This is a genomic window from Dielma fastidiosa, assembly GCF_000313565.1.
In the GTDB taxonomy this organism is placed as follows: Bacteria; Bacillota_I; Bacilli_A; order Erysipelotrichales; family Erysipelotrichaceae; genus Dielma; species Dielma fastidiosa.
Window position 1 is genome coordinate 86,899 of sequence record NZ_HE578928.1, and the last position, 13,910, is coordinate 100,808.

Below are 13,910 nucleotides of genomic sequence, written 5' to 3' on the forward strand. Positions count from 1 at the left end.
GGATTTTTATGCCCTTTTGGGCTTTTGAATGGAGGAAAATCACATGAAAATTATTAATATTGGAGTTTTAGCTCATGTTGATGCGGGAAAAACTACCTTAACAGAAAGCTTATTATATAACAGTGGAGCGATTACAGAATTAGGAAGCGTGGACAGAGGTACAACGAAAACGGATAATACGCTTTTAGAACGTCAGAGAGGAATTACAATTCAGACGGCGATAACCTCTTTTCAGTGGAAAAATACTAAGGTGAACATCATAGACACGCCAGGACATATGGATTTTTTAGCAGAAGTATATCGTTCATTATCAGTATTAGATGGGGCAATTCTACTGATTTCTGCAAAAGATGGCGTACAAGCACAAACTCGTATATTGTTTCATGCACTTAGGAAAATAGGTATTCCCACAATCTTTTTTATCAATAAGATTGACCAAAATGGAATTGATTTATCAACGGTTTATCAGGATATTAAAGAGAAACTTTCTGCGGAAATTGTAATCAAACAGAAGGTAGAACTGCATCCTAATATGCGTGTAATGAACTTTACCGAATCTGAACAATGGGATATGGTAATAGAAGGAAATGATTACCTTTTGGAGAAATATACGTCTGGGAAATTATTGGAAGCATTAGAACTCGAACAAGAGGAAAGCATAAGATTTCATAATTGTTCCCTGTTCCCTGTTTATCACGGAAGTGCAAAAAACAATATAGGGATTGATAACCTTATAGAAGTGATTACGAATAAATTTTATTCATCAACACATCGAGGTCAGTCTGAACTTTGCGGAAAAGTTTTCAAAATTGAGTATTCGGAAAAAAGACAGCGTCTTGCATATATACGTCTTTATAGTGGCGTACTGCATTTGCGAGATTCGGTTAGAATATCGGAAAAGGAAAAATAAAAATTACAGAAATGTATACTTCAATAAATGGTGAATTATGTAAAATTGATAAGGCTTATTCCGGGGAAATTGTTATTTTGCAGAATGAGTTTTTGAAGTTAAATAGTGTTCTTGGAGATACAAAGCTATTGCCACAGAGAGAGAGAATTGAAAATCCCCTCCCTCTGCTGCAAACGACTGTTGAACCGAGCAAACCTCAACAAAGGGAAATGTTACTTGATGCACTTTTAGAAATCTCCGACAGTGACCCGCTTCTGCGATATTATGTGGATTCTGCGACACATGAAATCATACTTTCTTTCTTAGGGAAAGTACAAATGGAAGTGACTTGTGCTCTGCTGCAAGAAAAGTATCATGTGGAGATAGAAATAAAAGAGCCTACAGTCATTTATATGGAAAGACCGTTAAAAAAAGCAGAGTATACCATTCACATCGAAGTTCCACCGAATCCTTTCTGGGCTTCCATTGGTCTATCTGTAGCACCGCTTCCATTAGGGAGCGGAGTACAGTATGAGAGCTCGGTTTCTCTTGGATACTTAAATCAATCGTTTCAAAATGCAGTTATGGAGGGGATACGCTATGGCTGTGAACAAGGATTGTATGGTTGGAATGTGACGGACTGTAAAATCTGTTTTAAGTATGGCTTATACTATAGCCCTGTTAGTACCCCAGCAGATTTTCGGATGCTTGCTCCTATTGTATTGGAACAAGTCTTAAAAAAAGCTGGAACAGAATTGTTAGAGCCATATCTTAGTTTTAAAATTTATGCGCCACAGGAATATCTTTCACGAGCATACAACGATGCTCCTAAATATTGTGCGAACATCGTAGACACTCAATTGAAAAATAATGAGGTCATTCTTAGTGGAGAAATCCCTGCTCGGTGTATTCAAGAATATCGTAGTGATTTAACTTTCTTTACAAATGGACGTAGTGTTTGTTTAACAGAGTTAAAAGGGTACCATGTTACTACCGGTGAACCTGTTTGCCAGCCCCGTCGTCCAAATAGTCGGATAGATAAAGTACGATATATGTTCAATAAAATAACTTAGTGTATTTTATGTTGTTATATAAATATGGTTTCTTGTTAAATAAGATGAAATATTCTTTAATAAAGATTTGAATTAAAGTGTAAAGGAGGAGATAGTTATTATAAACTACAAGTGGATATTGTGTCCTGTATGTGGAAATAAAACACGATTAAAGATAAGGGAAGATACTGAATTAAAAAAATTCCCCCTCTATTGTCCGAAATGCAGACAAGAAAATTTAATTGAAATAAAGCAGTTCAAAGTAACTGTGATTACAGAGCCAGACGCAAAGACGCAGAGCCGATAAAATGAGATTAATACAATCTCATTTTATCGGCTCTTTCCGTTATGTATGGATTCTTTTAATTAGTCTTCGATGTTTCTTGCTTCGTTGATACCGCTGGCTAAAGATTCCATTAAGGATAGTTCTTTGTCTGTAAAGCTATCCATGTATTTCTCTATCTGTAATCGTCGGGTGCTTTTTACCAAGTTATTAGCAGGTAAGAAAAATTCATCAACGGAAACATGAAGTAACGATACAAGGTCATAAAGAACTTGTATGCTGGGGTGTTGCCCCTTATTTTCAATATTAGTTAAGTAACGTGGGTCAATTTCAATCAATGCTCCCACTTGTTCACGAGTTAAACCTCGTTTCAATCGAGCTTCTTTAATGGCTAAACCAAAGGCTCTAAAATCATATTTATCTTCTTTTTTACGCATAGTAGACCACCTCTATACATTTTACTGTTCCTATTGAATTAGAAACAGGTATAGAAAAACATGTTATATAGTTTATAGGTTCATATTTAATAAAAAGCACTACTAAACGCCAATAAAAAAACCGTTATATGGTAGTGCTATTTATGCTGTTAAAATATTGTATCTTACTTCCAAATGGCGGTTTGTTGGAGGTCAAAGTCGCCATGAAGTATATCACATACAATCAAGTTCCCCACATTGAGTATTTATCAAAAAAAGTCGTCTATCTGCAATAGATAAGTACGTCCACCAATGTGGTTTTATAAATCATATAGATAGAAAAATAAAAGCATGTAAACAGAGAAATCAATCTGTTTGTGTGCTTTTTTGGTTATTCAGAACTTTTTTACAAAGTTTATTCATCAGTAATGCAACAAATCCCCCTTTCACATTGGGACTAAGAGTGAAAGGAGATAAAAGAGCAAGGCTCACTTCCTTTCCTAGACAGAAAGGGGGTGAGAAACATGAAACCATCTTTTTTTCAGACCACAATAGAAAATCAGTTTGACTATATCTGTAAACGTGCTATGGAAGACGAGCGAAAGAATTATCTGCTTTATCTTTCAAGGATCGCAAAGCGTGAAGTGTCCTTTTCTGATGTTGGCGATTATCTTGTTAGCCAGTTTGCGACAACAGATAACTATTCAACTGACTTTCAGATTTTTACACTCAATGGAATATCAGTTGGTGTTGAAAATGATTTATTGAGTGAAGCATTACGTGAGTTGCCAGACAAGAAACGTGAAATTCTACTGCTGTTTTACTTTATGGACATGAGCGATTCAGAAATTGCAGACCTGTTGAAATTGAACCGTTCTACTGTCTATCGGCATAGAACCAGTGGACTAGCCTTAATCAAAAAGTTTATGGAGGAATTTGAAGAATGAAAACACAATATCCTATGATTCCCTTTCCTCTCATTGTAAAGGCAACAGATGGCGATACAGAAGCGATTAACCAGATTCTACATCATTACAGAGGGTACATAACGAAACGTTCCCTACGACTTATGAAAGATGAATATGGCAATCAAAGTATGGTCGTTGATGAAGTCTTACGTGGAAGAATGGAAACCAGACTGATTACAAAGATTCTGTCATTTGAAATTAAGTAATAACCTCTCTCTTTTCGTGGAAGCGTGCCATACTATTCCACGCTTCCCGAACAGGGAGGTTTGTTATTCCATCAAAGCATATTGAGCTTTCAATGTGTTTTGATAGGCTAACGAGCCATTGTTCTTTGAAAACTGAATAAAAGTAATTGAATACGTTTCGATAAGAAAAGAGCCAACGGAGCTAACCGCCATGACCTATCTTCTAAAGATAGCGAGCGTTTCAGTTAGTGTTCCGAAAAACAATCTTTAGCAGGATTGCCAGCGACGACTTTCTTATCGTGATAATGATACTCCCATACAGTCAATAGTCCGAGCGTTAAAAGCGTCGCAGGCAATGAGTATGGCTACATGAGAACCATGCAGGGGTGGAACTCCCGTGAGCTTTGCTAGAGCTGTTCGATTGCTTGTAAAACAACTTTTATGAAATCCAATAAGTGATTTGGAAAGGAGGATTTTATGAAGCAGACTGACATTCCGATTTGGGAGCGTTATACCCTAACTATTGAAGAAGCGTCAAAATATTTTCGTATTGGCGAAAACAAGCTGCGTCGTTTGGCAGAAGAAAATAAAAATGCAAACTGGCTGATTATGAATGGCAATCGTATTCAGGTTAAACGAAAACAATTTGAAAAAATTATAGATACATTGAACGCAATCTAGCGTAGCCAAAGGGTCTTGTATATGATAAAATAGTATTAAGTCGTATCAGGGCTCTTTCCATAATGGAAAGGAGCAAATGCCATGTCAGAAAAAAGACGTGACAATAAAGGTCGAATTTTAAAGACTGGAGAGAGCCAACGAAAAGACGGAAGATACTTATACAAATATACAGATTCATTTGGAGAACCGCAATTTGTTTACTCGTGGAAACTTGTGGCTACAGACAGAGTACCAGCAGGAAAGCGTGATTGTATCTCACTTAGGGAGAAAATCGCAGAGTTACAGAAAGACATTCATGATGGTATTGATGTTGTAGGAAAGAAAATGACACTCTGCCAGCTTTACGCAAAACAGAACGCTCAAAGACCAAAGGTTAGAAAAAATACTGAAACTGGACGCAAATATCTTATGGATATTTTGAAGAAAGACAAGTTAGGTGCAAGAAGTATTGATAGTATTAAACCATCAGACGCTAAAGAATGGGCGATTAGAATGAGTGAAAATGGTTATGCCTATCAAACCATCAATAACTATAAACGTTCTTTAAAGGCTTCATTCTACATTGCGATACAAGATGATTGTGTTCGGAAGAATCCATTTGACTTTCAACTGAATGCAGTTCTTGATGATGATACTGTCCCTAAGACCGTACTAACAGGAGAACAGGAAGAAAAACTGTTAGCCTTTGCGAAAGCTGATAAAACCTACAGCAAAAATTATGATGAAATTCTGATACTCTTAAAAACAGGTCTTCGTATTTCAGAGTTTGGTGGTTTGACACTTCCAGATTTAGATTTTGAGAATCGTCTTGTCAATATAGACCATCAGCTATTGAGAGATACTGAAATTGGGTACTACATTGAAACACCAAAGACCAAAAGTGGTGAACGTCAAGTTCCTATGGTTGAAGAAGCCTATCAAGCATTTAAGCGAGTGTTAGCGAATCGAAAGAATGATAAGCGTGTTGAGATTGATGGATATAGTGATTTCCTCTTTCTTAATAGAAAGAACTATCCAAAAGTGGCGAGTGACTATAATGGTATGATGAAAGGTCTTGTTAAGAAATACAACAAGTATAATGATGATAAGTTACCACACATCACTCCACATAGTTTGCGACATACATTCTGTACCAACTATGCAAATGCAGGAATGAACCCAAAAGCATTACAATACATTATGGGGCATGCAAATATAGCCATGACGCTGAACTATTACGCACACGCAACATTTGATTCCGCAATGTCAGAGATGAAACGCTTGAATAAAGAGAAGCAACAGGAGCGTCTTGTTGCTTAGTAGTACAAATGAATTTACTACTTATTTACCACTTCTGACAGCTAAGACATGAGGAAATATGCAAAGAAACGTGAAGTATCTTCCTACAGTAAAAATACTCGAAAGCACATAGAATAAGGCTTTACGAGCATTTAAGAAAATATAAAAAGATAATTAGAAATTTATACTTTGTTTATATTAAAAATTACGAGAATTGGAAACAAGACAATCAGGAAATCAAATAAATACGACAATTTATCTTTGATAAAGGATGCTAGTACATAAAATACGGTTTATTTATGACTGCCTGCATCTTTTACTTCAAGTTGATTCAAGTCATCATTTAAGCACATCAACAAAAAGGCAAGTATAAATATAACTGCTAAATAAATGAAACCCAGCCAATGATTCACCTGCATAATAACTGTCCCCATGAACATGCCAATGCTTGGTGACAATAAAATAATGGTATCTATACCGCCTAATACCCTGCTCCTTATTTCTTTATCAATACTTGATATTGTATAACTGAATAAGGGCTGGGTGATCGCATCAAAAAATCCATAGCTTAAAAATAAGAACACAAGTAAAAAGGTGTTCACTGGCAAGATCATGAAAATCATACACATTGCACAGCCAATCATACTGATTTTAAATAAGCGGCTGACCTTATTGCCGCACTTAGCTACAAGCAGTAAGCCAAGCAAACTGCCTAAGGTTATGGCTGATTTTATAATTCCAAAAGTCATTGAATTATTATTCTCTGCGGAAAATACTAAAGGTAGAATATTAGGTATAAAGCCATAGGCAAGATTTAAGATAAACATAATCAGTGTGAAATATCTGAAATACTTCTTCTTATAGATATAATTCATTGCAGTTTTCACATCCGCAATGACAGATTGGAATATGTGTTTACGATGCATTGTGATATTACGTTTCTGATAAACATAATGTATTTGCATAACGAATAATGATGAGCAAATAAAAGTTAAAACATCAAGTAAGAAAATAGCAGAATAAGGGATTAAAGCAATCAGCAAGCCGATGATGGCTGAGCCGATAACATCGATGATTTTATTAGCAATACCAATCATTGATTGAAATCGTATAAATGTTAATTTATCAGAAAATTCGGCACCCATAGCTAAACTGCTTCTATAAAAGATTTCATTGTTGACATTATTAGCCAAAATTAACAGCAGGCAAACATTAACATTACTTATATAGTAATTAAAGCCAAAGGCAAATGATAATATAATGATGATGGAGGATAGGTTAGCGAATAAAATCAATTTTTTCTTATCAAAACGGTCGGCAATAATACCTGAGAACATTGCTAAAACAGCTCTGAATAATATCGATCCGCTTAAAAGGTAAACGGCATCCATGATGTTATTATACCTAATCGTTATTTCCCAAATAATAAATAAATCAAAGAAAACATCTCCAAATTTATTGATGATTGATGATAATAAAAGCAGTATTAGATTTCTGTTCCTGTTTAAATAATTCATAATTTAAATCCCCTTAATCATCAACTAATTGCCCAAACCGCAAGAAAAAAGCGGTTGCCCGCTTTCCTTTGTTTTTTTATAGTTTAACGATATTATGTGCTTGAAGACCACGATCAGTTTCAACGATTTCGAATTCAACTGGTGTGTCATTTTCGATAGTTTTGAAACCTTCCATCATTAATTGAGAATAGTGGAAGAATACATCCTTACCATCTTCTAATGTAATGAATCCGTAACCCTTCTCTTGGTTAAACATTTTTACTTTTCCTTGCATTTCTTTTATTCCTATACCTTTCTATGATGTTGCTATCCAACTACATATTAATATTATAGCTTAAATCCGTCAAATTGCAACCTTTATTTTCTGCGTACATCGCGTGCCTGAAGCCCTTTATCTGCGCTTGCAGCTTCGAATTCCACAGCGTTGCCTTCCTCTAAAGTTTTGAAGCCTTCCTGACGAATTTGTGAATAGTGAACAAAGTATTCTTTCTCATCCTCACCGACAATAAATCCGAATCCTTTTTCTTGATTAAACCACTTTACTTTACCTTGCATACTGTACTCCTTTCCCATGCACCCTTAGTATAGAAGACGCTCTGACTTGATACAACTAATTTTCATCGCAGGTTTCGACAAAATGACGATGAACGCAAATCACTTCGGCCGTGATTTGATCGTTATATTCACGCAATAAATCATATGCCGCCAGCAATGTTGAACCGCTTGTACAGACATCATCAAATAGGACAAGTTTTTTGGTAGGAATTTCAGCTGCTGATTTAAGCTTCATAACATCTTTGATCTGACCTCTTGATTTTCCGCGATGTAGACTTTGTTTGTAATCTTCACTTTTTACCAGACAATCACAGCACTCAATATCCATTCCCTTCAGCATCTCGTGCAGATGGCTGAACCCACGCTCACTTATTTTCTGCTGCGCGCTGGGCATAGGAATCAGCACCTTATGTCGGCATCTGTCGAACAATTCTTCACGCACTGCTGCCAAAAAAACTTCTGCAAGAGCAATATCACGCCCCTCTTTATATTGAAAAAGCAGATTCTCAACGTAATCATTGTAATAATAAAATGCGTGAATATTCAGTGCATGAAGCTGATAATTTTCATTGCATTCCTCAAAATTTGCCCGGCATTTACCACAGATACCATCCCCTCCCTTCAGCCAGCGCATAAAAGGCTGATGCTCATCCACAGATTTAAAACAGATTGGACACCAATGTTTCATTCATTTTCTCCAAAGCACGCACACAGCGTTTGATTGCCGTTGTTTTCCGTATACAGTAAAAAACACCCATTCCTGAAGGGCAGTCACGACTCCTGCCAACCCTGCCGATAATTTGTATTAATGATGCTTCATCAAAGACAGGATGATCACTTTGTAAAACAACAACATCTACGCCGGGAATCGTGATGCCGCGTTCAAGAATGGTTGTGGTGAAGATGAAATCAAGCTCACGCTTTCTCAGCCTGCTGATAATCTGATCCTTTTCAATTGTCTTGCTGGTCAGTGACGCACAGTGAAAAAGCGGTGAAAAGAGCAGTCCATAACGTTGTGCCAAGTCAATAGTCGGCACAAATATCAACATCGGCTTTTTCTGCTGACGCATAATCATTAATAGACTGACCAACTGCAAAGGCACAGGCAGCTGTTTAATAAGGGGCAGAACTAAGGGATGACCATGCGGCCGCTGGAACAATTCGACCATCTTCAGCCTGCCCTCGCTTACCTCTTTCTGCATGGCAGAATCAGGCGTAGCTGTCAGATAAAGAATCCTCCCTTTACAGCTATTTCTGGCAACTGCCGCCAGCAATTCATTTCCCTTATAGGGAAAAGCATCGACTTCATCCATAACAAGTAAATCAAAGGCTTGATGATAGCGATAAAGCTGGTGCATCGTACAGACAATCAGATCACCCTCAGTAATCTCAGTAAAACCTTGACAAACCGGAACAACCTTTAACGTCTTAAATGCCCTCTGCATCCGCTGGGCAATTTCTAAAACAACCTGTCTGCGTGAAATCGCTATGCCTACCTTTTTCCCCGCATTCAGTGCCTGTTTCAAAGGCTCCATCGTTAATTCAGTCTTGCCCGCACCGCATGCCGCATAAACCAGAACATCATAACCCGCTGCAAGATGGGCCACTATTTCCTTACTGGCCTTTAATTGCTGATCAGTCAGCTGAAACTCAAGATCATAATTACAGCGATGACGTTTTGGCACGTATGTATAAGCCTTGGGAACTATTCCTACATCAAGCCGTCCGAATGCAATGCAGCGGCGGCAATAATAAGTTCCCTTATCATTGTAGAAATATTTGGGATCAGTATTCTGACAGCGTTCACATCTCATGCTTCACCTCACCTATATATATACAAGAAAATAAGATAAGTCTAAAAATTATATGGGTTGATGGTCATTGAGTACTGAAATCATTGCTGCAAGTAAAAATTTAGTCAAGAAGGCATTATACTGTTCATTCTAGTGTGATTCATTTAATATCTTTTCAAATAATCTTATAAAGCATATGATAATTGTATCAAGAGGTAATCCCTATGAAAAAATTAATCGTCTTAAATCTTGTTTTATTTATACTAATTGGCTGCACCTCTGTTGCGAATGAAGACATTTCCAATGATTCCCATGTAGAACCACAGGTAGAAACACCCACTAAGAATTCACAACAAAATCAAGAACAGCCTGTTTTCGATAAAACGCTGCATAAAGAATTAATTGAAAAATTCACTTTAGATAACGGTGCTTTCATTGAGCATTATAGAACAGTATTTCCACATGATGAAAAACAAACACTTAAACTTGATTATCTAAATGATATTTATCTTCCTTATAATCGAGTGGGTGCTGAAGAGATTCTTTTTTCCGGTTTTGATGATGCAGGAATTGATGAATTAGCTCTAGATATTCAAACAAGCTATGAGTTTGCTGTTCAATCGATACGATATGCTAATTACGGAATTCCTGAAGATAATGAATATCTGCAAGAATTTGATATTGTATTCTATGATATTTATCAAAATGATGATGTACTTTCAATTGTCGAAACCAAAAATCATATTCTTTGGGGAGCCGGCAGCATGCCATATGAATATCGTGTCTTTAATATTGACATAAAAACAGGCAAGTTATTATCAAATTCTGAACTAGTTCCTGATTATGAAACACTTACGGATAAAGCAATCGAAAAGCTGACAAGCTTAGGATATGAACTTTCAGATTCATCTTTAGATGACAGCATTCAGCGTTTTAAACTTAGATCAGCAGATGAATTCAATAAAATGGACTTACCTATTACCGATAGCTCTCTCATCTATAAGCAGGATAATCAATATTATTTAATCATTCAAATCTATATTGTTGGCGTAAATGGCGGCCGCAGAATTAAAATTAATCTCGATGTGTGATGCAATTAAAAAAACGCATTCAAATCAGAAATGCGTTTTCTTTATATATTCAACTTATTTTTGTTTTTGCACAAAATTCCAAGCATCACGGCACATTTCCTCGATGCCCTTTTGTGCGCTCCAGCCAAGTTCTTCCTTAGCCTTTGTTGGATCAGCATAACAAGCCGCAATATCACCAGGACGGCGGTCTGTAATCTTATATGGAACCTCAATATTATTCACACGGGCAAAGGTTTTCACCAAATCAAGCACTGAGAAACCATTACCAGTACCAAGGTTATAAATCTTCACACCGCTTCCCTGAGCGATTTTCTCAACAGCTTTGATATGACCTAATGCCAAGTCAACAACATGGATATAATCACGAACCCCTGTGCCATCAGGTGTATTATAATCATCACCAAAGACATTCAGATGCGGGAGCTCTTTGTTAGCAACCTTAACAATATATGGCATTAAATTATTAGGAATATCATTAGGACTTTCCCCTAACAATCCTGATTCATGCGCGCCAATCGGATTGAAATATCTCAGCAAACCAACGCTCCATTCCTTATCCGCATACTGCAGATCCGTCAGAATTCTCTCAATGAACAATTTTGTCGTACCATAAGGATTCGTTGTAGAAAGCGTAAAATCCTCCTTGATCGGCAATGATGCAGGATCGCCATAAACCGTAGCACTTGATGAGAATACAATGCGTTTGCAATTAAACTCATTCATCACTTTGCATAATACGATTGTAGAATCAAGATTATTCTGATAATACATCAAAGGCTTCGCAACACTTTCACCAACTGCTTTATAACCCGCAAAATGAATTACCGCGTCAATCTTATGATCCGTAAAGATACGTCTTACCGCTTCTTCATCACAAACATCATTTTCATAGAAAGCAAATTTCTTATTTGTAAGCTGTTCAATCTTATCTACTACCTCTAATTTTGAATTATACAAATTATCAATAATGACAACTTCATAACCAGCATTCAATAATTCCACACATGTATGAGAACCAATATAGCCTGTTCCACCGGTAACTAATATTTTCATATTCTTTCCTCGCTTTCAACTGTATTCATTATAACAACATTCCATCTTTTATGATATAAAATTTATGTTAAGAAACAGTAAATGAAGAGTAAAAGCCAATATTTCTAAAACTGTAAACACTATCATTAAAAGTCCATCAATCAGCATTATGAAAAACAAACACATCACTGCTGCTCTATTATTTTGAAACCCGCCCGCGATATTCACCGCGAATGATTTCATCCATTTCTTCCGGTGTCTCTTTACAACCGCCGGCAAGCCACTTTTTCACGATCGCATTAAAGCCGCTTCTGAAAAATTCGACATGATATTCAATATGCCGATTGTCAAAATGCTGTTTTGCCTGATGAATGTCATAATATTCAAGCTTAAACTGATTATCATAACCTAGCTTAAAATAGGTGCGGTAGAATAATTGATTATCCTTGATATGATAAAACAGCTTTAAATAATCATTGCTGTTAAAGCCTTGTGTTGTTTCCGCTTCATAAAGCAAATTCACTTCACGCTCCAAATCTTCTCTAACCTTGTCTGCAAGCTCATAAATATCTACAAAATTAGCGTAAAACGTACTGCGATTTAATTCACAGCGCTTGCAAATATCTGAAACACTTATCTCATGAAGTTCTTTGGTTTGCAGCAATTCAATAAAGACTTTCTGAATACGTTCCATTGACTCACGGCGCCTTCGATTATTTTTTGTGTTCATTGGTTCCCTCTCCCATTATTCCAACACTTCGCATCAAACTGATGATTGTTTCTGTCGGTTATTACAATTATACTGAATTTGTATTAAAACAACAACTGTTGCTTTAATACAGATGGAGGTATTCAAATGAAAAAAAGCAGTTTTGTCGCATTAGGTTTAGGAACCATCAGCACGGTTCTATTTGCTCTTGGTATGTGTATGGCAATGATAAAAGAATGGGGAGCCTTTCAGCCGGGTGTTGTCTTTGGCTGTGTCGGACTTCTGCTCGGACTAATCACATGGATTCTATGGCGGAAAATGGAACACAAAGAACCTGTCCAAATCACAGCAAAAACATTCCTCATGGTGATGGTGGGTGTAATTGGTGCTTTAGCTTTAGGTATTGGCATGTGTTTCAGCATGGTCTGGGGTAAAATGATTCAGGGAATTATTATCGGACTGATTGGTATTGTTTTGCTGCTTGGTTTGATTCCTTTGACAACCGGCATTAAAGAATAAAGCGTTACTTGAAAATATGGGTGAATTTAAACCATTATCTTAAATGTCAAAATTTATAACCATGGGCATCAAGCAAAAAATATACAGCAGAATTGAAGTCACAAATCTCGGCAGGCATACCATAAACGATCAGCGTACCCGAATTATCTTATCAGCAGCTTTTAGCTTCATGGTAAATTTAGTATATGCACTGGTACATGGCGCACTGGGCATAGCCAATCAGTCATTGTGGTTTATTACCATGTGTGCCTACTATACTATTTTGAGCGTCATGCGTTTTTCAGCTATTTTGTGTGAAAGAAAGAATCATTCTAAAATTTCCATTGACGCAGAATATTTTGTGATGACATTAACCGGCATCCTGCTTTCAGCACTGAGCTTTGTTTTAATTGGCGTCATTTATCTTAGTCTGACTGAACACATCGCCGCAAAATACGAATCTGTGATCATGATAACCATAGCCGCTTATACGTTTTATAAAATCACTATGGCCATCCTACGCGCAGTTACACAGCGCAATAACCCCTCGCCATTACTTGCGGTAATTCGCTGTATTGGTTATAGCGATGTCGCTGCTTCGGTATTAACTTTACAGCGTTCGATGCTTGTTTCATTTGGTACCATGAGTGATGCAAACACAGCCCTGATGAACATTTTAACTGGTGCCGCTGTCTGTTTATTTATATTAGCATTAGGAATATCGATGATAAAGAAAGGAATAAAAAAGAAAGGTGCAGCATTATGGCAAAATCAAAAATCATAAAAGCGAATGAAAAGATCGCAGAAAAGGTCGTTGGAACATTTGAAAAAATAGAGGATTCAGTAGTCGGCGGTTATACTAAAATAGAAGACGCCTTTGTTGATCGCTATTTAACCAAAGACGATGAAACAATTGAAGAAGCTAAAGCCCGCTTACGAAAAGAAAAAGCATAAGTTTAATTA

At 36.7% G+C, this 13,910-nt stretch carries 17 protein-coding genes and 1 pseudogene; 10 read left to right on the forward strand and 8 right to left on the reverse strand.

The window, feature by feature from the left end; translation table 11 throughout:
• Window positions 1–43 precede the first annotated feature (43 nt).
• Window positions 44–1,962, forward strand: a pseudogene (gene tet(M) / locus DAHG_RS21885) (tetracycline resistance ribosomal protection protein Tet(M)).
• Window positions 1,963–2,080: 118 nt separating this feature from the next.
• Window positions 2,081–2,248 (forward strand): cysteine-rich KTR domain-containing protein, encoded by a 168-nt coding sequence (locus DAHG_RS20945; protein WP_000336323.1) that lies wholly within the window; start codon window positions 2,081–2,083, stop codon window positions 2,246–2,248.
• A gap of 59 nt (window positions 2,249–2,307) precedes the next feature.
• Here DAHG_RS20945 and DAHG_RS12295 read toward each other — a convergent pair whose 3' ends face one another.
• The gene (locus tag DAHG_RS12295) at window positions 2,308–2,661 is read right to left on the reverse strand and encodes a helix-turn-helix transcriptional regulator (protein ID WP_001227347.1); all 354 of its coding nucleotides are present in this window, start codon (window positions 2,659–2,661) and stop codon (window positions 2,308–2,310) included.
• 503 nt (window positions 2,662–3,164) lie between these two features.
• On the opposite strand from DAHG_RS12295, the gene DAHG_RS12300 reads away from it, so the two are divergent.
• From DAHG_RS12300 to DAHG_RS12315, 4 genes are all read left to right on the forward strand, one after another.
• Window positions 3,165–3,587, forward strand: a complete 423-nt coding sequence (locus DAHG_RS12300) for a sigma-70 family RNA polymerase sigma factor (protein WP_000804599.1) — start codon at window positions 3,165–3,167, stop codon at window positions 3,585–3,587.
• Complete coding sequence (locus DAHG_RS12305; protein ID WP_000857133.1) at window positions 3,584–3,814, forward strand: helix-turn-helix domain-containing protein; 231 nt, start codon at window positions 3,584–3,586, stop codon at window positions 3,812–3,814. Before DAHG_RS12300 ends, DAHG_RS12305 begins: the two co-directional genes overlap by 4 nt.
• Before the next feature lie 456 nt (window positions 3,815–4,270).
• Complete coding sequence (locus tag DAHG_RS12310; protein WP_000814512.1) at window positions 4,271–4,474, forward strand: excisionase; 204 nt, start codon at window positions 4,271–4,273, stop codon at window positions 4,472–4,474.
• An 81-nt stretch (window positions 4,475–4,555) separates the two neighbouring features.
• On the forward strand, window positions 4,556–5,773 hold the full coding sequence (locus DAHG_RS12315) for a tyrosine-type recombinase/integrase (RefSeq protein WP_002835202.1): 1,218 nt from the start codon (window positions 4,556–4,558) through the stop codon (window positions 5,771–5,773).
• 272 nt (window positions 5,774–6,045) lie between these two features.
• Here DAHG_RS12315 and DAHG_RS12320 read toward each other — a convergent pair whose 3' ends face one another.
• The 5 genes from DAHG_RS12320 to DAHG_RS12340 all read right to left on the reverse strand — a co-directional run bounded on the left by DAHG_RS12320 (window position 6,046) and on the right by DAHG_RS12340 (window position 9,638).
• Window positions 6,046–7,269 (reverse strand): MFS transporter, encoded by a 1,224-nt coding sequence (locus DAHG_RS12320; RefSeq protein ID WP_022938650.1) that lies wholly within the window; start codon window positions 7,267–7,269, stop codon window positions 6,046–6,048.
• Window positions 7,270–7,345: 76 nt separating this feature from the next.
• On the reverse strand, window positions 7,346–7,543 hold the full coding sequence (locus tag DAHG_RS12325) for a cold-shock protein (RefSeq protein ID WP_022938651.1): 198 nt from the start codon (window positions 7,541–7,543) through the stop codon (window positions 7,346–7,348).
• 83 nt (window positions 7,544–7,626) lie between these two features.
• Window positions 7,627–7,824, reverse strand: a complete 198-nt coding sequence (locus DAHG_RS12330) for a cold-shock protein (protein ID WP_022938652.1) — start codon at window positions 7,822–7,824, stop codon at window positions 7,627–7,629.
• A 55-nt stretch (window positions 7,825–7,879) separates the two neighbouring features.
• Window positions 7,880–8,512, reverse strand: coding sequence for a ComF family protein (locus DAHG_RS19570; RefSeq protein WP_022938653.1), 633 nt, complete (start codon window positions 8,510–8,512; stop codon window positions 7,880–7,882).
• Window positions 8,484–9,638, reverse strand: a complete 1,155-nt coding sequence (locus DAHG_RS12340) for a helicase-related protein (RefSeq protein ID WP_022938654.1) — start codon at window positions 9,636–9,638, stop codon at window positions 8,484–8,486. The genes DAHG_RS19570 and DAHG_RS12340 overlap by 29 nt, the downstream gene beginning before the upstream one ends.
• Before the next feature lie 203 nt (window positions 9,639–9,841).
• On the opposite strand from DAHG_RS12340, the gene DAHG_RS12345 reads away from it, so the two are divergent.
• Window positions 9,842–10,708, forward strand: a complete 867-nt coding sequence (locus DAHG_RS12345) for a hypothetical protein (protein WP_022938655.1) — start codon at window positions 9,842–9,844, stop codon at window positions 10,706–10,708.
• Between the two features lie 54 nt (window positions 10,709–10,762).
• On the opposite strand, the gene galE is transcribed toward DAHG_RS12345, so the two are convergent.
• Window positions 10,763–11,761 (reverse strand): UDP-glucose 4-epimerase GalE, encoded by a 999-nt coding sequence (gene galE, locus DAHG_RS12350; protein ID WP_022938656.1) that lies wholly within the window; start codon window positions 11,759–11,761, stop codon window positions 10,763–10,765.
• Window positions 11,762–11,939: 178 nt separating this feature from the next.
• Complete coding sequence (locus DAHG_RS12355) at window positions 11,940–12,470, reverse strand: TetR/AcrR family transcriptional regulator (protein WP_022938657.1); 531 nt, start codon at window positions 12,468–12,470, stop codon at window positions 11,940–11,942.
• A 126-nt stretch (window positions 12,471–12,596) separates the two neighbouring features.
• On the opposite strand from DAHG_RS12355, the gene DAHG_RS12360 reads away from it, so the two are divergent.
• From DAHG_RS12360 to DAHG_RS12370, 3 genes are all read left to right on the forward strand, one after another.
• Window positions 12,597–12,968 (forward strand): hypothetical protein, encoded by a 372-nt coding sequence (locus tag DAHG_RS12360; RefSeq protein WP_022938658.1) that lies wholly within the window; start codon window positions 12,597–12,599, stop codon window positions 12,966–12,968.
• 169 nt (window positions 12,969–13,137) lie between these two features.
• Window positions 13,138–13,731, forward strand: a complete 594-nt coding sequence (locus DAHG_RS12365; RefSeq protein WP_235696045.1) for a hypothetical protein — start codon at window positions 13,138–13,140, stop codon at window positions 13,729–13,731.
• A complete protein-coding gene (locus DAHG_RS12370) occupies window positions 13,710–13,901 on the forward strand; it encodes a hypothetical protein (RefSeq protein ID WP_022938660.1) in 192 nt (63 codons plus the stop codon). The genes DAHG_RS12365 and DAHG_RS12370 overlap by 22 nt, the downstream gene beginning before the upstream one ends.
• Window positions 13,902–13,910: the final 9 nt, after the last annotated feature.